Origin of the sequence: Bacteroides sp. AM23-12, from assembly GCF_003434395.1 — a bacterium.
Lineage (GTDB): Bacteria > Bacteroidota > Bacteroidia > Bacteroidales > Bacteroidaceae > Bacteroides > Bacteroides thetaiotaomicron.
The window spans coordinates 141682-168404 of the sequence record NZ_QTLF01000005.1 but is presented as its reverse complement, the minus strand read 5'-3'; the positions used below and the strand labels follow the sequence as shown (position 1 = coordinate 168404).

General features: G+C 44.1%; 12 protein-coding genes. All 12 read right to left on the bottom strand.

The features are described from left to right. Positions 1-8: 8 nt before the first annotated feature. The gene (locus DW640_RS07175) at positions 9-560 is read right to left on the bottom strand and encodes an RNA polymerase sigma factor (RefSeq protein ID WP_008765767.1); all 552 of its coding nucleotides are present in this window, start codon (positions 558-560) and stop codon (positions 9-11) included. A gap of 176 nt (positions 561-736) precedes the next feature. Continuing rightward, on the bottom strand, positions 737-3832 hold the full coding sequence (locus tag DW640_RS07170) for a DUF6298 domain-containing protein (protein ID WP_117577709.1): 3096 nt from the start codon (positions 3830-3832) through the stop codon (positions 737-739). Positions 3833-3899: 67 nt separating this feature from the next. Next, complete coding sequence (locus tag DW640_RS07165) at positions 3900-5582, bottom strand: polysaccharide lyase (protein ID WP_074855723.1); 1683 nt, start codon at positions 5580-5582, stop codon at positions 3900-3902. A 63-nt stretch (positions 5583-5645) separates the two neighbouring features. Further along, the gene (locus tag DW640_RS07160; RefSeq protein ID WP_061473732.1) at positions 5646-10064 is read right to left on the bottom strand and encodes a hybrid sensor histidine kinase/response regulator transcription factor; all 4419 of its coding nucleotides are present in this window, start codon (positions 10062-10064) and stop codon (positions 5646-5648) included. Between the two features lie 135 nt (positions 10065-10199). Further along, a complete protein-coding gene (locus DW640_RS07155) occupies positions 10200-12848 on the bottom strand; it encodes a glycoside hydrolase family 2 protein (protein WP_072066577.1) in 2649 nt (882 codons plus the stop codon). Positions 12849-12883: 35 nt separating this feature from the next. Continuing rightward, positions 12884-15295 (bottom strand): DUF5703 domain-containing protein, encoded by a 2412-nt coding sequence (locus DW640_RS07150; RefSeq protein ID WP_061473734.1) that lies wholly within the window; start codon positions 15293-15295, stop codon positions 12884-12886. 9 nt (positions 15296-15304) lie between these two features. Next, the gene (locus tag DW640_RS07145) at positions 15305-16738 is read right to left on the bottom strand and encodes a sialate O-acetylesterase (protein WP_061473735.1); all 1434 of its coding nucleotides are present in this window, start codon (positions 16736-16738) and stop codon (positions 15305-15307) included. A 2-nt stretch (positions 16739-16740) separates the two neighbouring features. Continuing rightward, positions 16741-20025, bottom strand: a complete 3285-nt coding sequence (locus DW640_RS07140) for a glycosyl hydrolase (RefSeq protein WP_370448817.1) — start codon at positions 20023-20025, stop codon at positions 16741-16743. A gap of 156 nt (positions 20026-20181) precedes the next feature. Further along, a complete protein-coding gene (locus DW640_RS07135; protein WP_061473737.1) occupies positions 20182-21696 on the bottom strand; it encodes a TlpA disulfide reductase family protein in 1515 nt (504 codons plus the stop codon). A gap of 163 nt (positions 21697-21859) precedes the next feature. Then, positions 21860-24511 (bottom strand): magnesium-translocating P-type ATPase, encoded by a 2652-nt coding sequence (gene mgtA, locus DW640_RS07130; protein WP_016267658.1) that lies wholly within the window; start codon positions 24509-24511, stop codon positions 21860-21862. Positions 24512-24631: 120 nt separating this feature from the next. Beyond that, positions 24632-25999 carry a HAMP domain-containing sensor histidine kinase gene (locus tag DW640_RS07125; RefSeq protein WP_072066575.1) on the bottom strand — a complete coding sequence of 456 codons (1368 nt, stop codon included), beginning with the start codon at positions 25997-25999 and terminating at the stop codon, positions 24632-24634. After that, the gene (locus DW640_RS07120) at positions 25996-26682 is read right to left on the bottom strand and encodes a response regulator transcription factor (protein WP_008761639.1); all 687 of its coding nucleotides are present in this window, start codon (positions 26680-26682) and stop codon (positions 25996-25998) included. Before DW640_RS07120 ends, DW640_RS07125 begins: the two co-directional genes overlap by 4 nt. Between the last annotated feature and the right edge of the window lie 41 nt (positions 26683-26723).

The following is a 26723-nucleotide window of genomic DNA, read 5'->3' as shown; positions in this document are numbered from 1 at the left end:
TACTAAAATTAACTTGCCAGACTACGCAATTTTGTCAATCCACGGTGCATCAGGTTGCGTACAGACTGATAGTTCATGTTCATAATCTCACAGATATCCTCGTACTTCTTTTCTTCTATATAATATAATGTTAGTGCTTCACGCTGCCGGGGAGAAAGCTGGTCCAGTAGACGCTTCACCAGCGAGAACTCATTTTTGCGTTGCTCTTCTTCCATATAGTCATCTTCTACATCTGTGGGAGCTACTGCATTTACATCTTCTATGGCTGTATCAGACATATACATACGTTTGCGGAGTTCATCGCAGAGTTTGTTCTTTAATGAGATGAACAAATAAGACTTCAAATTATCAATAGTTCCTAATTCATCCTTTTTAGTGTAGAGCTTAACGAAAATATCGTGGATGCAATCTTTCAGTAACTCTTTATCAATGGTCAACTTCAATCCGTAATTAAAAAGAATGTTGATGTGCAAATCATATAGCTGCGAAAAAGCTGCCATATTTCCCGCTTGAAAAGAAGCGAGTAAAGTGTCGGTTGAATTATTAGTCTGTTCCATCATAGCATTAATTCGATTGATTTGATGTTGCAAAGCTAAGCAGAACTGACCTCAACCACCGGTAAAATCTGGTTTGTAGGTTGAAAAAATAAGTATCATGTTTTATAACACTCTTTTGTTAGAAATTACCTATAAAATGGAAAAATCCCGCTGATCAGTCATCAGCGGGATTTTTTGTTTCAGAGTTTATGGAACCAATAAATACCTTCTTTTTTATCCGGTACCTTTAATTTGTATACCCCATTAATTTTCAATGATTTATCTATAACACTCATCATCCCTGAACCGGGATGTATGTACTTTAAGATATACTTTCCGGACGATAATTGAACAGGAATTTCTGTTCCGGACTTGGAATAAATGATACTGCCGATATCAGATTTTACCATTTTCTTATAGTTGTCGGTATCGGTTTCTTCCACTTCCATAGCCGCTGCATCCTTCAGGAATGCTTTATCTGTGCACGGAATTACAGGACATGAACCGCCGGCCATGAATACAGCCCATCCCATAGCCGGATAATTCTGTGCGTAGAAGGTTACGGCTTTCTCCGGGAACTTCTGACGATATTCGTGGACAGCCTTGTAGGCTTCGGTGAAAGTAACCTTTCCGACTTTCATCTTACGCATGTGTTGGCGGGGAGCCATATTCTTCCCTCCTTCCGGTGCAAAGATTCCATCTGTTTTATAGTGCCAGTAGCGGATATTAATAATATCCACCACAGCTGCACGCTTCGGATCGGCAAGGATGGCGTCCTGTACATCTTTTGTGGTACTTAATGCTACTTTGGCCTTCTTTCCGGTTTCAGTTTCCCATTCGGCAATCACGTCCAGCCAAAACTGTACAAAATGTAGTGGACCTGTAAATTCGGCACTTGTCAGCTGAATGACATTCGGGTTATCTGCAAAGTTGTTCAGACACTGGCGGATGTATTGTCTGTGTAACTCACGGCGAACCGGATGAGTGATGTCATAAAACATATCTGCAACAAAGATTCGTTTGTCTCCTGCAAACGGAGCAGGTTCCGGAAATCCGGTCTGGTTGATATTGTTGGTGCTTCTCCACGGACAATCTACCCAGTGCGCACCTGCTTCCAGGATATTGTGCTGGAAATAGTTCTCATGGAATAGCAATAGTCCGTCTTTATTTCCTTTTTCGGCAAACTCTTTCAATCGCGACCAATACCATGCATTAGGGCGATTCAGATCATATTTGCTCAGTCCTTCCCAGGCAGTACCCTGACCGCTACGTCCGAAAGGTTGTTCGTAGAAAGGCCCCCATACATCTCCGTCACGACGGCGCACTCGTTCATGATCATCCCGGCGGCGATCATACCAAAGTCCGTAGTTTTGGTCAAATACCAATATGTTCTTTTGTTTCATATAGCCGATTACGGAATCGATGCGATCTGTCAGTCCTAATCCTTCACGTCCGGGAACAAAGCGGGTGATGGCAGGGCTTGCTTTTTTCAGAAAGTTGGTTTTAAGTTTTCCATTCCACCAAGGGGTGGTATGGCTACTTCCTACCAACAAAGTACTGTTCATCTGGATACGTCCGTTTGCAATAGTTACTTCCGGTTGTGCCGATGTCTTGTTCGGAGTTATCTTCTTTTCTTTAATATCATCGATTGATTTTACTCCGGACATAGCTATTGAAGGAGCAAAGGCTCCTTGTTCAATCCAGTGTTCCAATGTCAGGCGGGGATTGTAAGCCTCTTTGGCCAGTTCCATAGCAACTTCAACGGTCGGACTGCTGGTGGCGCTTGTATTTCTTGGCAGGATACGGGCACGTTCTGCACATTTCTTCTGCAAACGATCTTCTAATTGAGCATAGAAAATGCTTCGGGGCTGCACATGATTGTTTGATTGTGCCCATTCGCCGTCACCGGAGAACTGTGCCCAGCATCCGTACGCACGGTTCATGGCATCCTTTGCCGGAGCATAACAGTCTATTTCGGCAGCGGTACATTGCCAGAACAGACTATTTGCCGTATTCCATCCCGCTCCGTTCTTGTCCTGTCCCAGATTCTTGAAACTCAGATTATGCCCGTCTATATTAACCACGTCAAACAATAGGCCACATGCCCATGCATCAATAGATCCGCTGAAACCTAAAGATTCATACGAATCACATTGTACGAAAGCATTCGGTCCGGCAGCACAATATCCGGCTGCAAAGTCATGAATACCCTGTTCCGAATAGCAGCGCTGGAAAAGTGTCTGTTGTCCTAAGGTATAGAAAGTACAGCGGCGCATTCCTCCGATTTCAGAAACAGGTTCTCGTGAGATACAGTCCTCAACTGTGATTTGGGAACCGGTACGCTGAACAAGGATTGCACTTCCTGCAAAGTGTTTAAAGCTCACCCTGCGTACCCAGCAATCTTCCGCATCTTCGATAGAAATACCTGTCCAGCAATGATCTTCATCTTTAGGGTACCGTTTGTCATAGTCGGAAATCAGAGTCATATTTTCTACTCCGCACTCCCGGATGCGCCCGTTCCACTGATAAGTAATCACGGAAGAAGTACCGTATTTGGCATCCAGCGCCACTGTCAGCGGAGCGTCCAACGTTATCTGATTACCGTTTACTTCTGTCACGGTTCTATCCCAGGTAAGATCCATATCTCCTTCTTTCCAGCCCAGTGCACTGATTCCTCCTCCAAAGATATCACATCCTAACGAAGCAATCCATTCTTTGCCGGACGGACGGTTCACCAGTATCCGATCTCCCTTTCTCAACGAAGTACCTGAAGCAACTTCCAATGTCCTCGCATTTACCGGAACATATTTCGAGAGTACCTGCAATGTATCCTGTTTCTTCAGATCGTCTGTCCCTTCCATGTAGATAAGGGCACCTCTGTCTACTCCTTTTTTTAGAAGTATCGTTTTCTCTTTATCCACTCCGCGCAGTACGATGCCGGAGGCATTTATACGAAGGCTTCCGGATAAAGAAAATTCTCCCTGATCCAATAACACGGCTCCCCTGAAACCGGAAGCATCAGGTACTAATGAGGCGACATAGTCAATGGCGCGTTGAATACGTGATGTATTATCTCCTGCTGTCCAAGGTACAAACACGGCATTGCGGACAGAAGGAATATCCTGTTCGGAGCCCTTGTAGCCACAGTACGAGAAATCAAGAATCCGGTTTCCCTGTTCGTCATTCAAGTAAGTGATCCGGTCATCCTTAACCTGTAAAGCAAAGGTTTGCGCATATCCCTGCGCAAACCCTATGCTCAATAATCCTAAAAGGATAGTTCTTAATTGTATATTCATTACAATAAACGTTGTTTTCTAATTATTCAATCCTGAAAGATCATTTGACCATAAGCAAATCATACGATTAAAACAGACTTTTCCGTTTGGACAAGGTATCGTAGTTGTTCTTCAGATCTGTCCAGTCTACTTTCTTCTTTGTATCCACCCCATTGATATATTTCTCGATATTGGTATAGCCGTCTCCATTACAGTCCTCCTTTGCATCAGTCGGATCGTTCGGATTCAGTCCGTTGGCAATTTCCCATGCGTCCGGCATACCGTCACCATCCGAATCAAGATATGCTTCTCCTTTGTATTCAGGAAGTCCGCCCACCTGACGGATATCGGTGATGATACCTTGTTTGTAGGAGTCTGCCGGCAAGCGTCTTTTCACGTAAGGAGAGATAAATTCCGGAGCATCTTTCGCATAAATCGCTTTTCCTGTTTGTACAGTCTTGATGACGCGAGCGTCTACCGCATCCCGTTTCGGGAGAGTAGCACCTACATTATCCAATACAAAGTTATAAGCTTTTTGGGTATCCATAATCGTTACAGGCGACATTTTGAATGCTTTGTCCACTCTGATTTGCGGTAAGAACTTTCCCTCATCCACTTCACTGGCAAGCTGAACTCCGCCATTCCAGTTATCTTTTGTCACTTTAGCATTTCCGTGAACGATGTTACCGTTTACATAAGCCTTTCCGAAGGACATCGGTTTGCTTTTATCGCGTCCGGCTTCCGGTTTCAATATACGATAGGAAATAGGTTTATCCAGCGGGGTGATAGGACCGGGCTTAAAATAGTTATTGATTATATTATAAAAACTCTTGTTGTCTCCTCCATCGATAGAACGGTTCCACCAGTTGAAAACAACATTGTTTACGAAGTTAAAGTCTCCGTCCATACCCACCGAACTGTTACGACTGATATTGGAAGCGAAAAGATTACGGCAGAACATACTATTATGTCCTCCGATAGTGGCGCCAAACGCATGATTATAAGTATCCAATGCTTCCGAGAATATCGAATTCTGAATGGTAATGTTCACAGTAGGCAACTTCAGTCCGTGCCCGGTTTCATCCCTGTTGTAGACGTGGCGATAGATAGACATATTTTCATCCAGTCCCCAGCTTGCCGAACAGTGGTCTATTATAATATTGCCGACTGCATTTCCTCCTACTGCATCATCCCGGAAAGCAACATCCTGTGCCCCCCGACGGAAACGCATATGACGAATCACTACATCATGAGTATCGATCAGAAAAGAATGCCCGGTCACGCAGATACCGTCTCCCGGTGCTGTCTGTCCCGCAATCGTTACATAAGGGGCACGTACACTGATCGGGCTTTTCAGGCGAATAATACCTGACACATTAAATACAATAACACGTGCGCCACCGGTTTCACAGGCTTCGCGGAATGTGCCGGGGCCGGAATCTTCCAGGGAAGTAACCACAATCACTTTGCCTCCACGACCACCGGGAGTGTACATACCACCGCCTTCCGCACCGGGGAAGGCCGGAATATTACTTTTGATCAAATCCTCCGGTTTGGAAGCCCAAGGTTTGTAAGGTCTTCCTAACTTTGCTTCTTCCAAAACTGTTGGCAAGGCTTTTTCCCATGCCGCATTGGATTTCTGTTCGAACTCTGCTTCTTGTTTTGCTCCTCTTTCTTTTACCGAGTCGGGGATCACCGGATATTGGGCTGCCACAGGTAGTACACAGGCAACCAACATCCATACTGATAATACTTTCTTAATCTTGTTCATTCTTCCGAATCTTAATAGGTTTTTAAAAAAGACGATTAAGAAAGTATTTTGTAATCGGTCTTTCTATCCTTTCCGCCATTCATTCATATATTCACGGGGAGTCTGATTATATTTCTTGCGGAAACACTTGCTATAGTAGCCTGAATCTTTGAATCCGACAGCAAACGCCACTTCCGAAACACTCAAATCCGTATTTTTAATCAGTTCGATCGATTTATTCAGGCGAATCTCCTTTACCAGATCGACAGGTGCCAGTCCGGTAAGGCTTTTCAGCTTTTTGAAGAATGCCGAACGGCTCAGTCCGATGCCGGATGCGATCGTATCAATATTGAAATCACTGTCGTCCATGTTTTCCTCGATCACCTGATGTATCTTTTCAAGAAACTGCACATCTTTCTTTACCAGATATTGTTCGTAGCTGTCTTCTTCCGTTGTCGTCTGGTTCTCCATCTGCTGGCGGATACGTTCGCGGAACAGTTTCCGTTCGCCAAGCAACTGATCGATTCGTGCCAACAGATACTCTTTGCTGAATGGCTTGGTTATATATGCATTCGCCCCCAGAGTGATCGCTTTGGTCTTGGCACCTTCGTCGTTCTTGGCTGTCAGAATAATGACAGGGATATGGCTGATCTGAAAATCCTTCCGGATAGATTGCAGCATTTCCAGTCCATCCATTTCCGGCATCATCTGATCGGTCACTACGATGTCCGGGTGATACAGATGCACTTTCTTCAGACCTTCTACGCCGTTATTGGCTATATGGATGTTGAATTTATCTTCCAATTGCAGTTTTATTAACTGGCAAAGGTCTTTATTATCCTCTACCAGCAGAAGAGTCGGTAATGAAGCGTCAATTTCCAGTTCCTCCTCCGGTTCCTTTTCGGAATCGATAACCATCTCCTTGTCTGTAGCGGCAGGAGCAGTTTCCGTATCGCTGACATAGAAATCTACTTCCGACGGACGATAATGATCCTTGCCCAATAATAGCTCTACAATAAACACGGCCCCCTGCCCTTCCGGACTTTCGGCACGGATGATACCGTGATGCAGATTTACTATTTCTTTGGAAAGTGCCAACCCGATGCCTGTACCCTGATAATGTGGATTATTCGCATTCTCTCCTTGTGAGAAACGCTCGAAAATCTCACTCAGCTTATTTTGCGGAATGCCGACACCGTTGTCTTCTACTCGTACATAGCAGGATTTTCCGTCATCCGTCAATCCGGTAGTTACATAAATACTTCCACCGGAAGGGGTAAATTTGAACGCATTCGATATGACGTTGCGGATAACAATGCTCAATTTATCCTTATCTGCCCATACCATAATCGGTTCGTCCGGTAGCTGGAAGGTGAAACTGATTTCATTTTCCTCCGAAAGTACACGGAATTCTTTTTGGAAGGAGGCTATCATTTCATTGAAATCGATCAATGATACATGCAGGCGCATCTTGCCATTCTGAATCTTTCGGAAATCAAGAATCTGATTGACCAGTTGTAACATTTGATTTGTATTTTTTTCCATCAGGTCCACATATTGCAATCCTTTCGGAGACAGCTCTTCCCTTTCCTTCAGTTCTTGTATCGGCCCTTTTATCAGTGTCAGAGGAGTACGAAGCTCATGGGAAATATTGGTGAAGAACTTGATTTTCATTTCCGAGACTTTCTGTTCGATATAAATATCGTTCTTCATCTTAATCATGAAGAAGGCCAGGCGCAGACCGAAATAGAGGGCCGCAATGCCAAGGATTACATAGATAAGAGTAGCCCACCAGCTCAGCCACCATGGCGGGAGAATGGTGACAGCCAATGTACGTGTGGATACAAGTTCCGGATTAGCTTCATCCATCGTTTCTACACGGAATACGTAGTCTCCGGGAGGAACATTGGTATAAGAAGCAATACGGTTTTTGCCGTTATAGTGCCATTCCTTCTCATACCCTTCGAGTATGTAACGATAAGATACGCGATTCTGATTGTAGAAATTTAATGCGGCAAATTCGATTGTGAACATAGACTGATTATACTTCAATTGAAGTGCATCGGTGTATGTGATAGACTTTTGAATCGGACAGTCGTTCAAACTTCGCAGATTACGATTGGATACTTTAAAGTCTACGATACGGGTGTCATAGTTGGTATGTTGTGTCTCCAGTTTATCAGGAGAGAATGTCAGAATCCCCTGTCGCGAACCAAGCCATAAGTCTCCGTTCAATGCACGCAACGCACTGCCTTCTTCCAGTTCAACATTCAGGAAACCATCGTATTTGTCGTAGTTACGGAACTGCTCTGTCGCCTTATTAAAGCAGGACAGGCCAATCTCGGTAGTAAACCACAAATTTCCGTTTTTATCTTCCACGATGGACTTGACCACATCGTTATTCATTCCTTCACGTATGCCATATGACTTGAATATCGGTTCACGTTTTTCTTTGTCATAGCGGACCAGTTTATTCAGACCTCCACCGAATACACTCACCCAAATTTGTGAATTACTGTCTTTATATAATACATAAATATCATTGTCCGCCACATTGGAACGATCGCTGATTTGTCGGTACGTCTCAAACTGAATCTGTTCGGGAGTCGTAAAATGTCCGTCAAAAGACATCAGACCATCCATCGTTCCTACCCAGATACGCCCATCTTCATCTTCCGTCATTGTGCGGACTTCCATATACAGACCATAAGCGGGATACTGTTTCAGTCCGTTGTACTTATGCTTGAATACAAGCGTTCCATTTTCTTCGGAAATTAAGTTCAGCCCGCCGCCCAACAGACCGACCCAGATACGCTCCTGACTATCCTGATATGTGAAATATACATCATTGTTACTGATAGTATTCGGATTCTTAGAATCATTTTTATAACGGGTAAAGCGCAGACCGTGCGGTGAGTTCATATCCGGTTCGGCTTTGACAAGTCCGTTTCCCTTAGTGGAAAACCATAAGTTTCCTTCTTTATCTTCCATGATATGATATACGGCGCCTATCAGATAATTCTGATCCGTAAAAACCTGCTTTATCTGTCCGTTGCTATCCAGACGATAAAGTGCCTGCCAACGGGTACCTACCCAGATATCCCCGTTCTTTGCCTGATAAAGCGCACGTATCCCCTGATTCCAGGAGGTCGCTTTTTCAGCCCCGACAGGGACAGGAGAAACTTCTGTCAGCAGTTGAAATTGCTTCTTTGGAAAGTTGACTTTGTATACTCCGCTGCCTGTAGATGCCAGCCAAAGAATACCGTCTTTATCCAGCAGCAGATGAAAGAAGAGCTGATCGGGAAGGTCGTCGGAAAAAGGTTTCAGTTGATTGATACGGGTCATTTCCAGTTTCTCCCTGTCGAAGAGCAGAATTTCTCCACCGGGGGTGAGGAAAAACATACCCTGTTCACCGGCATCCTGCTTTTCAAAGTTACCGATGGCATTTTGTTTGGGGAAAGGAAAGCGATGATTGCTTTTGTTCAGAGGATCATAGTACGTCAATGCCTCATTACCTTCCTGAAACCAAATTTTGTCATACTTGTCATTGAATATCATTCCTACTTTTTTCCCTGCGATGGAGAACGGTAGTTTGGTCAGTTGTTTGTAGCCGATGTTATATTCATACGCACCATCAACGGTGGTGATATACATTAATCCTGATTCAGTGACCAGTATATTGGAAATCGGTTGATCAATTTCCGGTATTTCGTAACGGTTGACTACTCCATTTTGCGGATCGACGCTATAAATATGTCCGTTCTTATCTCCCAGCCATAAGAATTTGGAACTGTAGGAAGCACAAGTGAACTGGTCCGGATTGGCAGAAACTTTCTTTTGAATAAAGTCGACAGGCTTATCTTTCAGAGCCTCTCCTTTTCTTAATGAAAGAATCTGATAGTCCATACCGATCCAATTGATAAACTCGGCAGTTTCGCAAAACACATTATGCTTGAGGCGTAAGTCGTAGACGTTGACATTGGGACGCGAATCGTGCAACTGCTTCATGGTGATTTTACCGTTCTGGTCTGTATTTGCACGCAGCAGGCTTTTATCTTTGGTCAGCAGCAGTACGTCTCCGTCATCTGTCGTCTGTATCTTGATAATCTGAATATTTTCAGAGTACTCTTTTACATCGTCATACACTGCGTGGAAACTTTCATGTTTCTTATCAAATAGATAGAGTTTGCGGTCGATAGTCTTGATCCAAAGGTATCCGTTCCGGTCTTCTACAATACGCTGAATCTTACGGGGAGGAATATCTGCTGAGTAAAATCCGTCATGATTATCATAGGAACGGAATTTGGTACCGTCGAAACTGCATAGTCCGTACCAGGTGCCGAACCATACAAATCCGTCCTGCCCTTTCAGTGTACAATTGACAATGTTATTGGGTAAGCCTCGTTCAGCCGTATAATGTTCAACGATCATGTTAGGGTAGGCAAAAGCACAGATTCTCGTTATCAAGAGAAACATAAATATCAAAAAGAAGTGTTTCTTCATTGTATATTATATTAGTGGAAATGAATCTTGCATCAAAGATACTATTTTTCGGGTAAAATTCAAATTAGCAGATAATAAATCCAGATTGGTAACCTTGTTTTGCCATGCACAAATCTGCGGTCAAGTTTTTCAAATTTACTTTTCTATTCCAAATTCAGTCTGTTGCCGTTCCACTTCATCCAACACCCGTTGCCGTTCTTCTTCCGTCAGTTGCACTTTGCCTTCAGTTGCACTCTCGGACGAACCGGCTTTTACAGTTAATGAGGATGTTTTCTGACCAATACAGTACTTCTCGTCATAACAGAAAGGAAGTCCCGCAGGAACACTTTCAAATTCCATTTCAGTTGCAGTCGGAGCCTGAGTTCCTTCAAATTGCACGTGGGCTTTCACTCTAATCTTCCCGGCTTTTCGTGTGGAACGGATCAGTAGAGGAGCCGATCCGAATTCTACGGCACGGGGATTGGCGCCAATCCTTGCATCGCCAATGATTTCTCCTTCACCTTCTACCGTGAATACGATATTTTCCTTTGCCAGACGACGTACATTTCCGCTATCATCCGTTACTTCGGCAACTACCACTATGAAATCCGAACCATCCGCTACCAGATTTACTTTTTGAGTATCTGCATACAAGCGAAGTTTGGTAGACCGCCGGGAAGGCATTTTCTTTTGTGTACATACAACTTTCCCATCGATAATACCTTCGGCAACCATATTTACCTTCTGCCAGTTCTTTTGAGTATAACTGTATCCGCGTGCTTCCCAAAAATCCCATACATTTTCAAAGACAACAGGTGCGTTCGGCAGGTGACCTTTGGCATGTACCACAGGTTTGGTCCATGTTTTTGTCCCATCATAGATAGAAAGGCGGATGGAGTCACAGTTGCTGAATATCACGACATCCTTATCGGAGAACTGTGACATTTCATGAGCAAGGAATATCATCGGTCCGCATTCTGCCAACGGATGTTGGAGGCTTGCCGGAGATTGGCTGCGGAACATTTCATACGCATACTTTTTCTGACGGAAAGCGTCATAAATACCTCCCCAGTATGGATCGGGGTGATAACCACGCTGGTGATCGAACGGATGCCACTGTGTGCCACCGATAAACTGACCGGTAGTGCGGTACATCTCATCATAACTTGTAGCCAGAGAAAGTGCCTGTATCAGCAACGGACGTTCACCCCAACTGCGGCTTGCACGATTATTGTTGTTGTGGGCATACCAGTCATCTACGTTTTCTCCGAATTCACGGGTGAAGATGCATTGTTCCGGTTTGTCCTCCTTTTCGTCATCACCCGGCCAGCCGTAGACTACATCGTAATGTTCCTTTACACCGGCAGAATGCACATCGGCAGCGGCTATCGGACGTCCCGGATATGGATATTCTTCCTTCGTTATTTCAAGTGCCTTCAGTGCAAAGTCGAGTGGATAACGGGTCTCATTCAGAATAGGCTCCCACATCAGCACGGAAGGATGATTGCGATCACGACGAATCATTTCACGGGTATTCTGATGAACCAGTTCTCCGAATTTCGGGTCTTTGTTCCAGTATTGCCAGCCCGGAGTAGCGACGATGACAAACATGCCGAGTTCGTCACAGGCATCCATAAAGGATGGGTCCTGTGGATAATGCGCTACACGGATGATGGTACATCCTGCATCACGCAGGCGTTTTGCGTCACGCCATTGCTGTGAATTGGGAAGAGCATTGCCTACGTATGCGAAATCCTGATGACGATTGGCTCCAACTAATTGTCCGAAAGGTTTTCCATTCAGCCAAAAGCCCTCTTTGCCACGAAATTCCGCCAGGCGGATACCGATACGGGTAGTTCCTCCGTCGATGGAACGGTTTCCTTTCTTTATACGGGATTGTACTCTGTATAGATATGGTGCATCCGGTGACCAAAGTTTCGGATTCCTCACATCCATCTGCTGGCGGATTGATTTCTTTTCTCCGGAGTTCAGAGAGAGTTTGCTAGACGTACGTTTGATAACCTTGCCTTCGGCATCTGTAAGGGTCGTTTCTACTGTGACGGATTCCGAACGAGTATTATTGTTCTGAATCTCTGTTTCTACGTATACTTGTGCGCTCTTTTCGCTGATCTTGTCGAAGTGAACAAATACACCGCCACCGCCAACTGTCCGGGAGTCGATGGCATCGGTAATGGCGACCGGAGACTTGGCAATCATCCATACATCACGATAGATACCTCCATGATAAGCAAAATCCAATGTGTATTGTGGCTTTCCGGGAGGGTATGATTTATCGTTGCTGTTGTCGGTATAGACGGCAAGGAGGCAGGAGTCTCCGGCTTGTACGCCGTTTGCCGTCAAGTCCAGTGTGAAAGGCAGATAACCTCCGAGATGTTCCTGAACACGTTTGCCGTTCAGGTAAAGTACTTGCTTTCCCATTGCCGCTTCAAAATGAAGGAGTACACGCTGTCCTTTCGTTGCGGTGGGAACTACGAAATACTTGCGATACCACGCAGGGCCCTGATAATTGCGGCAACCACTACCTTCGGCAGGCATCAACTCTACTGTGTGAGGAGTAGAAACGACCTCCCAGGAACGATCGTCAAAATTTACAGCTTCCGCCCCCCGGATATCGCCTTTGCAGAATCGCCATCCCGGATTGAAGTTATATACTTGTCGCCCGCAATCGGGAAGCGGAATAAATCCGGCAACCGATGTTTCGGGACGGTAAGTATCTGCTGCCTGCCCACCGAAGGAGAATAGCAGCAGAAATAGGAACAAAATTAAAAACGGTCTTTTATTCATAGTTTTTTCATTTATGTAATTCGTGCTTATTTTTTCTATTTTTCTATCATTATAATAATGTCTTTCTTTCTGTTTTCTGGTGATACCTTTAGGTCTGTCACTTTCCCGTCTTTTAAAGTTGCTTCTACCGTCGTATTACCCGGAGCGTGGAGCTTGAAATGGACGTTCCATTCTTTGGGCCAGGCGGGGAACAGAAGTATTTGTGCTCCATTCGTTTGTAAGAGCATCTCTTGAAGTCCTATCATGCCGCTACCTCCCCAGTTGTGGTCGGGTGTCCAGTCATATCCCGGTCCCCAGAAGGCAGGAAAACGGTGGGGACCATCCGATAGCTTTGCCAGAGAAAGGCTTTTGGCTTCTTCGGTCAGTCCCAGACAGGCCGCCCAGATGTTGTCTTGCTTCCATCCGGTGTGGGAACGGAATTTGAGTGCGTCAGGATCATAGAAATAGGTATCACGAGCTATTTCCAGATTTTCCTTGCCTACTCCGTAGATGCGCCAGGGAAATACCGGGTAGAGTTGTGGTGTCTCTATATTGTTGATTCGTTCCCAGCTTTTGGCGGGAGAAATCGTTTGTTTCCATACTGGAGTCATGGTAGAAGTCTGACGATTAAGAGAATCCTTGACTTCGATATAGCGTAATGGAACCGGAGGAATTGTTTCCAGCATCTTTTGCCACTTTTCATTGTTGTAAATTTTGATGTAAGTCTCCAATACAGTTCGCAGTGCGGCGATGGTGTTGCTGGCGTTGTTGGTCATCTTGTAGGTTTCGCAGGCAGAGCCGGGGAACAGTATCAGGTGTCCGTCGCCATCCAGTGCTTTACGTCCCCGACGGGAAGCGAGTAGCCGATAATGTTCGTCGAAAAAGGTCAGCGAGCTTTCAATCAAAGGCAAATACGGGGTTATGTCGGCATCGGCATAATTCTTCGTTTCCAAAATCATCTGGCAAAATTCAAGAATAGTGTCCCATTCATATTCCAGCCACGCATTGTATTCCAGTCCTTTGTCAAACCAATCCGGACGTTTGAAACCATATTCTGCGGGATTGGGTAAGCCGAAGTTTTCTATCTGTTCGGAGAAACAGGCTCCCTCGTGTTGCCAATATACACGGCTGCGGAGTTCCGCATTCTTCAACATCCGGTTATAGAAATTGAATTGGGAAGGCATCATGTCGAAGTCACCGCTTTTCAGCATTGGCCAGTAGACAAGACGCTGATTCTGTGCAGTCATCGTTCCTCCTCCCCACTTTCGGTAGTCAGGAGTGAATGCCTGCTTCTCGTCTATGTGGCAGGGATCGAAGGTGAACAAACCACCGTTGAACTTGGTGGGGACACTGCCGTAAGCATTGCAGCCCAGCATATAACGGAAAAGAGTGTAGTTTCGGGTGATTTCTTTCAATGCATCTTTCGCATCGCTCTTTTCTTTATTTCCGGCTTCTTTTTCTACTTTGCTGTTCTCCTTGTTTTCGGTTTCACCGATCGTTTCGATAAAACTCCGTTGCCAGAAAGCATTCCACCACAGGCGGGTTTGTTTTTTATCCTGTGATACCACTTTAGACGATATCTTTCCTTGTGGGGCAATTCGTTGCCAGGCTGTTTTCAGACCTTGCTCCCATTGGGTGACGGTTTCCGTCTGTTCTGTGTGTAACACAACTGAGAAATGATGCTTTTTAGAAGCTTTCAAAGAACGAAATCCCCAAGTGCGGTAATCGGTCCCGGCATATACACTGTCTGAAGTGCCTGTATATTCCAGATTCTCTCCTGACAGATACCCTCCGAAAGTCAGATTTTTAAGAGGATTCATCATCTGCGACTTCACTTCATTCATCCCTTGTTGGGCAACTGCTATGTCAAATACTGTCTCTTCCGCATTACGATGATAAAACAAAAGGCGTTTGCTGTCCTTTTCGGATAAATTCTCTAATGAAATGAAGTCGGCATATGTTACCGTACCTTTCGGAGGAGCCCACTTATAAGAACATTGTTGCCCCTCTCCTTTTCTGATCAGCCGATCCTGGTATCTCCAGTTTTCATAAAATATTTCCGTCTGCAAAGGCCGGTCATTAACCACTTCAATGTGTACAACCGGATGAAAAACATCCGCCCAGAGTTGTACTTGCGTTCCTCCGGCGGAGATTTCAACATAGCCGTCGATCAGCTTTAATTCCTGCCGGAAATCCTTTGCGTCTTCAAAAGGATTGGGAGATAACCGGAGGCGAAAACGTCCCAGCTTCAACTGGCAGTTGTTTTCATCGAACGTACCGCTCCTGCTCAGATAAAACAGTATATCCCCCTCTTCTACCCATATGTTCATGCCGATATCTCCCCCGCCGCATGGCATCGATTCGGAGGAGTTCCGGCTGGGAGTATCCCAGACGACATTGGCATGCTGGCTCCAAAGAACCGACACGCCAACGAATATCATTGCTATAGCCAGATAAAATCTCTTCATATTCTCAAATTACCAGTTGTCCGAACGGAAAGACCCCAACGGCAGACCATCACAATATACATCTCCTTCCACATAATTCTCAAATCCATAACGGACAGCTACCGGATGCGGAACTTTATCACTTTTTACTAGCATTTTGCTGCGTTCGATCCATGCTTTCGCCGGATAGAATACTTTGTCTTCACCTGCCACCTGAAAGTTTTTCGATTCGAAACAGTTTTTACCGCTGATCCACATATTCGCACGTTCAAAGCTGACGACGATAGTGTCATTCTTGATTTCAATACTTTTGTAATAGGGACTTTCTCCGTTCACCCCCTCTACTCCGTACGTCTTTGTTAGTGCAAGGAGTGCCAGACGCTCTCCGGCAGCCTGTTTCTTTGCGGGATGAATACCCTTTTCCATTCCTGCATCCAGCAGTACAGCCATGCCGCTGTTAGACACACGATGTTCTACCTTTGCCTGTGCTTCCCGCAGATAGGCTGAATTAATCACTTCTTTACCTTTTTCAGTGATAATACCATAGTCATAGGGAGCTATCTGGCAATAGTAGAAAGGAAAATCACCTTGTTTCCATTCGGCACGCCAGCCGTTAATCAATGTGGCAAACATATCCGCATAGGTATGGGCACGATTCCAGTTATCTTCTCCCTGATACCAGATCACGCCTTTCATAGTCATGCCGATCAATGGATGCAACATACCATTATAGAGTACGGTTGGAGTACGGTTTTTCGATTTGATATCAGCTTCCGATTGAGGTATCTTTGCATCCGGAAATGCTTTCAGCCAATCAGCAGTCATCCATGCCTCGCAGGCAGAACCGCCCCATGCCGCTACTACGAGTCCTACCGGAACTTCTAATATTTCATTGACCAGTCTTCCGAAATAATAGGCCGTCGCACTGAAATCACGGACACTAACCGGAGCCGCTTCTTTCCATGAACCGACTACGTCGTTCTGTGGGGTAATGGTAGAAGTACGTTTTACCGTAAACAGGCGGATATGAGGATTTTTGCTGCGAAGAATATCCATATTGGCATTCTCTACAGGTTGGTTCTTGAATCCTTTCATCGGCATTTCCATGTTGCTCTGACCGGAGCACAGCCATAATTCGCCTATCAGAATATTATTCAGTGTCTTTGGGGTTCCATCGTCGAAAGTGATGGTATACGGTCCGCCGGCTTCCGGAGTGGAGACTGAAAGTTTCCATGAGCCGTTTTTGTCTGCTGTTACTGCATATTGTTTTCCGTTCCAGCCGGTAGTGACTGTTACTTTTTTGTTCGGAGTTGCCGTTCCCCAAAGGTTGGCATTGGTTTGTTGCTGCATCACCATGCCGTCAGAGAAAATAGCAGGCAGTTTCACTTCCGCATGCATTGACAGACAGGCAGCGAGCAGAAAGCTTGCTAATACTGTGCTTGTTTTAATTCCTGAACTTTTCATTCTTATTTGTTTTTATTCGCTACTTCAAAATTCAAAGGTCCGAGCAATCCTGCAGGAAGCAGGGTGTTTTCTGCTTTCCGGTATTTGGCATTCGTCCATATTCCATCGAAAGGAGCTTTTCCTTCATCGGCCCCTTTGAGTGCATTCGCCCAAGTATTGGTCACTTCGATTTCCAGTTCATTCACACCTTTCTTTAAGGCTGCCGTAATATCAGCCCGATAAGGAGCTGTCCATATCGTTCCGCAATCTATGCCGTTTACACGGACAGTAGCCAGATCGCATACTTTTCCCAGATTCAGATATACTTGTTGGGCTTCTTTCACTTTACTTTTCCAGCGGAATGTTGTTTTATACACTACTGTTCCGGAGTAATAGCGTATTTGCTCATCTTCTTCTTTGCTCCAGTCAAAGAGTTCCTGTCTTTGGATAGTCTTACCGTTTGCTGTAAAAGTCACGGTATATTCTGTAGCTTCCAAGCCTGTCTCCGAAGGTTCTTTTACTGAATCCTTCTTTTCCTTGCGGCCTTTTTCCGGAGTTTCTTTATAATCTTCTTCTGCAGGGTATACGATGAAGACAGACTCATTCGGAGCTAACGTTAAAGTGATTTCCGTACGATAGTTTTTTTGTTCGTAAGGAATGTCGGCGGTAATCTCACCCGTCACCGGATTCCAGCATTCCGGCTTTCTGCCGTCGATGCGCATACTGGCGGTAAATGTACGTGTTTCCTCCTGTTGGTTGGCGATAAAATAAATGTCCCCCTGTTCTCCTTGCCGATGTGTCCATGCAATGTCTTCCGGTACGATCAGATCACGTTCCAGACCGTATGAGGAGAAATCATCTTCATTATATGGAAGAGAAGGAATCAGTATGCCTGCTTCTTTCAGTTCATTTATCTTTTGTTTTACTTCCGGAGATAGTTCTGTGGGGTCTGGATTCATCGGACGTGGAAGTGGCAATACTAATACTTTGTAACTGGCTCCACCCGGTAATGTCATCCTACCATTTTCAGCTTTCGCCAAACGGAGTAACGCGTCTTTGTTAAAGCTGTCATAGGCATATCCTCGAAGTGGATTTACCCACTTTTCAGGATCGGCCATATTGGCAGAATGTGTTACGCCTACAGGACGCACACGTAAGGGTTGTCCTTCGTTTGCCAAGCGGATTCGTTCGCTTTCCACCCGCTCTGTACCGAAGATGCCCGGTAAAGAAGGAACTAAACGTTCCGGCAATATCGAACGTCTTGGCATCTCTTCTCCTGTAAAAACTGCAATATCTACCACTGGATGCCCGTATTGCAGCAATGATTGGCAACGGGTGATGTATTCACAGAAAGCCTTTGCACCTTTATTCCACCACGTCTGGTCACGCTGGAAGAAAAGGCCGATACCATCCAGAGTCATTCCCGGTTTGCGGTCCAGCCAAGGATTATGGACATATACATGGAAGAAAAGGCGGTTGATGCCTAAAGCATAGTTGCGGTCCAGTAAGGCTTTCAACATTCCCGGATGTTCGTCCCATGTTCCGCGTACTTCTGTGAAACCTTCTGCCTGGATGATATTCTTGCCGTAGATATGCGCTCCGCTGATAGCATCCAGCATATCATTCGGTTTGTCGTGAGTTGGGCTGTTCAGCCAGAATTCTCCCATGGGAAGGTCTACTTTCTGATAATGCAGTAATCCGTCACTTACCATGGTAGGCGCTACGCATTCGGCTGAGAACTGGCAATCATATTCTTTGGCACAGTCGGCCAAGACTTGATAGAAAACGTCGACGACCAGTTCACCTATCGTTGTGCGGACATCACGCAGAATCTTTTCACTTCGTTCGGCACTCTCCATCGGAATACCTGCCAACAATGGTAAATAAGGCATCAGGTCGTATCCACGGCGTTTCTGGAATTCTGCGGCAAAAGTATCGCTCCAGTTCTGGCTTCCGCATTCCCAACTATCCACGTGCATATATTTTAATACGCGGCGTGCAACGTCCGGGTTTGTCTTTACAAATGCCTGCGCAAACCAGTTGTCGAACTGCTTGCGGACAGCTTTTGGATTAAATTTATCACATTCCAGTCCTTTTCCTCCTCCGGCAGTTGCGTTCGTATGTCCGGTGGCGGTATGTCCCATGCGGAGTAGTTTCCACTTTCCTTTGGGGAGAGTAGTCGTCAGTGTTCTCTCTTTAAAATTGTCGCTCGGACTATTTTTAAAGGGATCTGTCAGGTTGATAATCTGTGAAAGGGTATAGCAATCTTGCTCCCCTATTTCCTCTTTCTTCGTGGAGGAAGCTACACGCCATACCAGTCCGGCTTTGCCTTCCCACTGATCCAGTCGGGCTTCCCGGTGCAGGCGCAATTCTTTTATTTTCAGATTAGGTTTCCATTTTGCGGCATCCATATCTTCACTTCCCGGTTCACTGCCTTCGGGGGTCCAGTAGAAGCGGAAATAGCGGGCAGTTGTAGCAGGAATTGCATGAGTGGAATTTTCATCTGTATTCTGCCATCCCTGACGTGCAGGGACGAGTTGTTTCACCAAACGGTAATTAACTCCATCATCACTTGCCATCACTTTCAAGCGGTGTGCCTGATAATTATTGCCACTCAGAATGATTTCAATATTGCGGCAGGTGAAAGGCTGTTCGTATTCATATTGGATATAGCAGGGATATGATGAACGGATTACTCCGGCATCATCCATGTTCACAGTCTTCTTGATGTCAATATGATTTCCTGTGGCTATATTGGCACAGGTTATTTTAGCCGGCATAATGTCTGCCGCTTCCTCTTTTACAGGCAGGGCAAATAAAGATATATCTTCATAAAAACCTTCATATGCCTCCGGTTGCGGCAAGTATAGTCCTTTGATATTGCCACCATCAACGATTGTATCACTCCAGACTACTTTTTGCATCGATTCTTTCGGAGTCATCCACGGACCACCAGCCAATGCAAAACCATCACAAATATGCATTCCTAACTTTAATCCCAGGCGGTCGGCTTCTTCCATGCTGAAACGAACCATTTCCCACCATTCGGGAGTTAGTTGTTGCGCCTTCCCATTGTATTGTGGCCCTTCTTTGATACCTTTGATAGGCATCAGATAAGTGCCTCCCAGTCCGGCATGTTTCATTGCTTCCAAATCAGCCGTAATCCCTTCTTTGGATACGGCGCCAAACATCCAGTACCAAAAAGTCCAAGGCTTTGCTTCGTCAGACGGATTTTGGAATTGTTCGCGAAGTGAATGTGTTTGCAGAGCATTGGCAGGAGATATAGCAGTACATACCAATAATGAGATTGCAAATATTTGTTGTTTCAGTCGGCTTTTCATTCTAATCTATATTTTTACTTATAGAAAAGACGAAGAACGGACTGTTTTGTACTCACTATATTTTCCTTGCTCAAATTAAACTATTTAATTTTTTAGGCAGTATTGCTTTCTACAAAATAAGTCTCATTTCACCGCTTCTTCTATTCGGGATACTAACTGCGGATTACTGGGACGTGCCGCAGTTCCGAAATCAATAATCTGCCCCTTTCTATTTATTAATACATAGTAAGGCATCCTGTCTATTTTCCATTGCTTACGAATTTTCTGATAGTTATCTATTCCCAAATAATCAGTCACATGAACACATTCAATTCCCCGGTTTTTCAATGAATACTCATTCAGGCATTCCTCCCATTGTTCTTTGGGTTCACTCACACAAATGGAATATATAATCAAATCATCTGTAGAGAATTTGCTGCGCAATTGTTTTAAAGGTTCCATTTCAGCCAGACAAGGAGGACACCATCTGGCCCAAAAATCGAAATAAATCACTTTTCCACGATTCTTTTCGAGCACATCATAGACAGGTTTCATGTATGGCATACGTGTTGTATGCTTTGAGTTCTCATGGAATTCGCCATATAATAAATTGTCGGAAACAGGCTGTGGATTTTTTAGATATGATTTGGTCTGATTATAGATCTGCATCACCTGTGCACGTAGATGCGACATTTTAACGATTGAGTCAAACTGTGTACGTTTTTCGTGAAAAGCAAGTGTGTCATTAGTACATAAAGAACCGGCTATCAACTTAGTATATAAATACTGATTCATCTCACTCTCCCCCATTGTAGCCATGATCTCTTCTATCGAAGGATTCTTTTTATCTCTGAAAGCGATCCCATAAGCAATATATCTTTCTGCTTCATCAGCAACATCGTATAAGCGTGCCGAGAGTATGCCTTTAGTATATAGTTTATTGATTTCAGGTAAAAGTGTATGATAACGGTCCATCTCTTTTCTCGTTTCAAACAAGTATGACATACCATTGAATAACAGCGCATAATAATAATCCTGCTTCAGCAATTCTTCAGTAAACAGTACTACATCTTCCATTGGCTTGTACTTCACCAGATACTCATTCCTACGTTCCAAACGAAAATTATAATCCTTTTTTAATTCAGCCTCAAAATCCTTAACGTCTGATTCCGGTTTCATATTGTAATTCTGTATATAGTAATATGCACTTTCAGTGAACGCCAATATCTCCTGATTAAGCTTTTCGGCATCACCTGTTACTTTAGGATGAAAAAGATCTTTGAAGTCTATTTCTACATGTATGCTGTCTCCCGGGTGGATATAAAGATGTTCTGCATAGTTGCGGATAGAAACCTCCCTTAATTTGGCATAAACCGGAAAGCGGAAAGAGAATGAACCATCTTTTTGTATGGGCGAACGATACTGATTTCCCATATCTCTGAAAAATGGGATAATGAGAGTCAGTTCCTTTTCCTGAGGATAGAAATCCCGGTTTAGGACTTTGCCTGTAATGACTGCTTCTTCAGCATACTCTTCCAATGAGGGATTGCTTTTCTCTGTTTGTGCAGAAGATTCGGACTGGAAATTACTCTGGGCTTTTTGACGGCATCCGGCAAACAACAAGGTAATTATTATCAGAAAGTATAAACTGTGTTTCATTGTGTTTGAATATTAGTATGTTCGTAAATCTAACATTTAAGAGTTCTTGCCTCTAAATGTATGAAATTATTTTTAGAGGCAAGAACTTTTGAAAGGTTATCTGTCTCAATTTTAGATATTTCACATTATATATACATAATTTGTGGGATAAACAGGCCGAATGCTATAGCCAACGTACAAACTTCCTGATATACCAGTTCTTTACCAATTGCGTCAGGATACAATAGGAAAGCAAAATACCAATCAGCCAGGGAAAATAACCCAAAGGAAGAGCCGTCAGGCCGATGGAACGTCCGAAAGCTGTGAAAGGAATAAGAATGCCTACTGCCATAATTAAGAACGTCAGCCCCATAACAGGCCACGTGGCCCGGCTTTGTATAAATGGTATTTTACGGGTACGTATCATGTGGACAATCAATGTCTGGGATAACAAACCTTCTACAAACCATCCGGTCTGAAACAAAGTCTGATGTTCGGGACTGTTACAACTGAACACATACCACATGACCAGATAGGTAGCAATATCAAAGATAGAACTGATAGGTCCTATATAAATCATAAAGCGACTCAGGTCAGATGCATCCCATTTGCGCGGTTTCTTCAGAAATTCCGGGTCCATACGGTCGAATGGTATGGTTGTCTGTGATATATCATATAATAGGTTCTGAATCAGCAAATGTATCGGCATCATGGGCAGGAATGGCAGAAAGGCGCTTGCAAACATCACGCTGAACATATTGCCAAAATTGGAACTGGCAGTCATCTTTATATACTTATTGATATTACCAAATGTCTTTCTACCTTCAAGTACGCCGTCTTCCAATACCATCAAATCCTTCTCCAGCAAGATGATATCCGCACTTTCTTTTGCTATATCTACCGCCGAATCGACAGATATGCCAATATCTGACTGACGCAAGGCGCCTGCATCATTGATGCCATCTCCCAGAAAACCAACTGTATTACCTTGCTCCTGCAATAGAGAGATGATTTGGGTCTTTTGCAAGGGAGTGAGTTTGGAGAATAACGTAGTGTCTTTTACTGCTTCTTTCAATGTTGTTTCATCCATTTCCTCCATTTCTATTCCGGTAAGGGAGTGCCCGGTATCAATCCCCACCTGACGGGCAATAGCTTTCACTACGGTATCATTGTCTCCCGACAATATTTTGACTGCTACTCCATGCATATATAATTGTTCGATGGCTTCGGCGGCAGAAGGTTTGGGAGGATCAAGAAAAGCAAGATATCCGATCAACACCATTTCTTTTTCATCTTCGATGGCAAAATTACAGTCCTTTTCGATGAAACTTTTCTGGGAAACCGCCAATACTCTCATACCTTGCCGATTCATTTCTTCACTGATCTTTTGCGCTTTTATTTTCAAGGAGTCAGTCAAAGGATGTATCTCTCCGTCGAACTCGGCATACGAACAGACATCGAGAATCTCTTCTACCGCTCCTTTGGTAATAATTTGCCGCTTCCCTTGCCTGTCTTCTATAACGACAGACATCCTTCTGCGTGTAAAATCGAAAGGAATTTCATCGACTTTGGTATAGGCATTCTTCAAATGTTCCAGATTCAACTCTCTTACATGAGAGAGGATTGCTTTATCCATCAGGTTTCTCAAGCCGGTCTGAAAATAACTGTTGAAGTACGCGTGACGAAGAATACGTTTACTGTTGTCATCACTGCCGTCTGCATTGATATACTTCTCCAACACAATTTTATCGCAAGTCAATGTACCGGTTTTATCAGTACAAAGTATATCCATTGCTCCAAAATTCTGAATGGCATTGAGGTTCTTTACGATTGTTTTCTTTTTGGACATGGCGATTGCTCCTTTAGACAGGTTAGCCGTCACAATCATAGGTAACATTTCGGGAGTAAGACCGACCGCCACAGATACGGCAAAAATGAAGGCTTCGAACCAGTCACCTTTCGTAAAACCATTCACGAAAAACACGAATGGAACCATAACCAGCATAAAACGAATCAATAAAAAGCTGACTTTGCTGATACCTTTATCAAAGGCTGTAGTGGCACGATGTCCGACCAGACTTTTGGCTATTGTACCTAGATAGGTTTTATTTCCCGTCTCAAAAACAATTCCTTTTGCCGCACCGCTAATCACATTGGAACCCATATAGCAGATATTGTCCAACTCTATGACACTTCCTTTACGAAACTGTTGTCCCTGTACTTCCGGAAACTTTTCTATCGGTTCGGACTCACCCGTCAGTGAAGCCTGACTGATAAACAAGTCTTTTGAATCGATGATACGTATATCGGCAGGAACCATATCACCGGCTGCCAGGTACACAATATCTCCCGGAACGAGTTCTGTTATATCGATCTCTTCTTCCTGTTCTCCGGCACGTTTTGCCAGACAAGTGTTTTTTACCATCTTCATTAAAGAATCTGTAGCTTCACTTGCTCTCCATTCCTGCCAGAAACGAAGGATAGCACTGAATAATACCATGGACGAAATAATGATTACCCCTGCCCATTCTTGCTCTCCGGGTTCAGCCATCAATACATCCAGAAACAAGGATATGATGGCAAGTCCTGTCAGAACGCCTATGAAAGGATTGATAAACGTTCTGACAAACAGTATAAACGGATTCTTTTTCTGTTCATGGATGACTTCGTTTCTTCCATAAATGGATTGTCGCTCCTGTACTTCTCTCAGTGTTAATCCAAGCTTTGTAGTCTGCAAACAGGAATAAATTGACTTACCGGGTTGCGTGGCAACCAAAAATACTCTCTCTGAATTGAATGTGTACTGTGATGAACGCAGTTTTTTCTTCCATACCATACTCTCTAATTTTTTTAAGTTACTAACTGCATTTATTAATTCGATGCAAAAGTAAAGAGGACTTCGGAAGGAAACCGTTAGAGAATGATTAGAGTGGTATTAGAAAACTATTAGAATTTTTTAGATATGCGGAAGTTTTACCACAAAGGTAGTTCCCTCGTCCTTATGAGAAGCTACGGTAAGTTCGCCTTTGTGAAGGTGGATGATTTTCTGTGTCAAAACCATACCTATACCATTTCCGGGAGCTATATTCTTGTTTTCTCCCCGATAAAACAGTTTAAACAGGTTTTCTTTGTCTGCATCGGACATTCCTACGCCATTATCAGACAAGCGGATAATAGCCCATTGTTCCCAATAAGCTATCAGGACGGATGAAGTCCGGTTGGAAGAGTACTTGCAGTTGTTCTCTACCAGATTCACAAAGGCAGTAGTCAACAGATAGCTGTTTCCGATTACGGTCAGCACGTTATCTTCCTCGGCTTCCTGCTCAAATACTAATTCGATATGATAATCCGGATGGGCTTTTAGGACTAGTTCTCTGGCATCCAGCAACAGTTCATCCAACCGGACCTCTTCCATTGTAATCTGTTCCGACTGATAGTCGGCTTTTGCAAGATTCAGCAATCCGTCGATCAGGTTTATGATCCGTCGGGAATCTTGCAGTGCATTGCTGATGGCTGCCTGATATTGTCCGGAGGTTCGTTCTTTCAACAGGGCCAGATCCAGTTCGGCTGTAAGGGCTGCCATAGGTGTACGTAGTTCGTGAGATACATTGCTGACAAACATCTTTTGCGAGTTGAAGGACTTCTCCAGACGTTCCAACAGTGCATTGAATGTAATACTCAGTTCTCCCAGTTCGTCCTGTTCATTTTTCACTGGCAGTCTTTTGTCGATATGTGAGGCGGTGATTTTCTCCGCTTCTTTCACGATATTGCGTATAGGCTTTAAGGTGCTTCGGGAGAGGATATATCCGACAACCGCCAACACGGTCAATCCTCCGATAAATAACAGAATGAGCATATTTCTCAGTGCATCCCGGTTAGCGTATCCATAGCCATCATAGGCAGCGGCAGTGACAATGTAGTCTTGCCCTTCAAACGGATACACAAGTCCTATTGCCTGATATTCGTCCACATAGAAACTGATATTCTTTCGTTTCAGAATACGTTTTACCATCTCGGGTGTTTCCTTGACTATGTCGTTTTGAAGGGCATCATGATACAGTATTTTAAAATCTGTGGTATAGACGGCTACCTCTACTTCATTAATAAACTTCTGATTGTTCAGGTAAATAGACTGCATCGTTTTTGCATCTACTTGATTATTAAGAAATAAGTGAGCTTTGGTTATAGCTTCACTTTGCAGGTTGCGAAAGAAGGCATTGCTGCGCGAATGCTCGCTTACGTAATAGACAGCTACAACAAATGCGAAGAATACCGCAGCTGTAATGCCCGCATATTGCAGAGTCAGCGTTGTCCGGATTTTCATAATTTGTCAGTCAGTATGAAACCCATCCCTGCTTTGGTATGAATAAGTTTCGGTTCAAAGTTACGGTCTATCTTTTTGCGAAGGTAGTTGATATATACATCAATAAAGTTGGTTCCCGTATCAAAATGCGTGTTCCAGACTTTCTCCGCTATCTCTACCCGGCTCAATACTCTTTCGGCATTTTCGACCATATATAGCAGCAGGTTATATTCTTTCGGAGAAAGTTTAATGGGAACGTTATTTCGTTCTACGTCTTTCCGCTGAAGATCAATGCGCAGATCCGCATAAACAAGTTCCTGCGGTAACTCCGGTACATTTCCTGAGACACGTTTTAATAGAACTTTGATTCTGGCATTCAGCTCTCTGAAATCAAAGGGCTTCACCATATAGTCGTCTGCACCGGCATCGAAACCGTCCAGCTTATCGTTCGTTGATCCTAATGCCGTCAACATTAATATAGGAATACGGGGATTGGACTTACGGATTTCTTTCGTCAGCTCGAATCCGTCCATCTTAGGCAGAACAATATCAGATATAACCAGATCGAACGTATGTGCCTGAAAAAGCCGCAGCCCCATTAATCCGTCATAAGCTACCATGGTCTGATAACCATTTTCTTCCAGCCCGTTCATCAGCAAACTTGCCACCCTGGGTTCGTCTTCTATAATTAGTATTGTGTACATAGGAAAGAACTCGTTAATCTGAATCTATAAAACGAAACAAA

Bases quoted from the DNA above. Each gene is read 5' to 3' on its own strand.
- DW640_RS07175 (WP_008765767.1), bottom strand. From the start codon at position 560: ATGATGGAACAGACTAATAATTCAACCGACACTTTACTCGCTTCTTTT.
- DW640_RS07170 (WP_117577709.1), bottom strand. From the start codon at position 3,832: ATGAATATACAATTAAGAACTATCCTTTTAGGATTATTGAGCATAGGG.
- DW640_RS07165 (WP_074855723.1), bottom strand. From the start codon at position 5,582: ATGAACAAGATTAAGAAAGTATTATCAGTATGGATGTTGGTTGCCTGT.
- DW640_RS07160 (WP_061473732.1), bottom strand. From the start codon at position 10,064: ATGAAGAAACACTTCTTTTTGATATTTATGTTTCTCTTGATAACGAGA.
- DW640_RS07155 (WP_072066577.1), bottom strand. From the start codon at position 12,848: ATGAATAAAAGACCGTTTTTAATTTTGTTCCTATTTCTGCTGCTATTC.
- DW640_RS07150 (WP_061473734.1), bottom strand. From the start codon at position 15,295: ATGAAGAGATTTTATCTGGCTATAGCAATGATATTCGTTGGCGTGTCG.
- DW640_RS07145 (WP_061473735.1), bottom strand. From the start codon at position 16,738: ATGAAAAGTTCAGGAATTAAAACAAGCACAGTATTAGCAAGCTTTCTG.
- DW640_RS07135 (WP_061473737.1), bottom strand. From the start codon at position 21,696: ATGAAACACAGTTTATACTTTCTGATAATAATTACCTTGTTGTTTGCC.
- mgtA (WP_016267658.1), bottom strand. From the start codon at position 24,511: ATGGTATGGAAGAAAAAACTGCGTTCATCACAGTACACATTCAATTCA.
- DW640_RS07125 (WP_072066575.1), bottom strand. From the start codon at position 25,999: ATGAAAATCCGGACAACGCTGACTCTGCAATATGCGGGCATTACAGCT.
- DW640_RS07120 (WP_008761639.1), bottom strand. From the start codon at position 26,682: ATGTACACAATACTAATTATAGAAGACGAACCCAGGGTGGCAAGTTTG.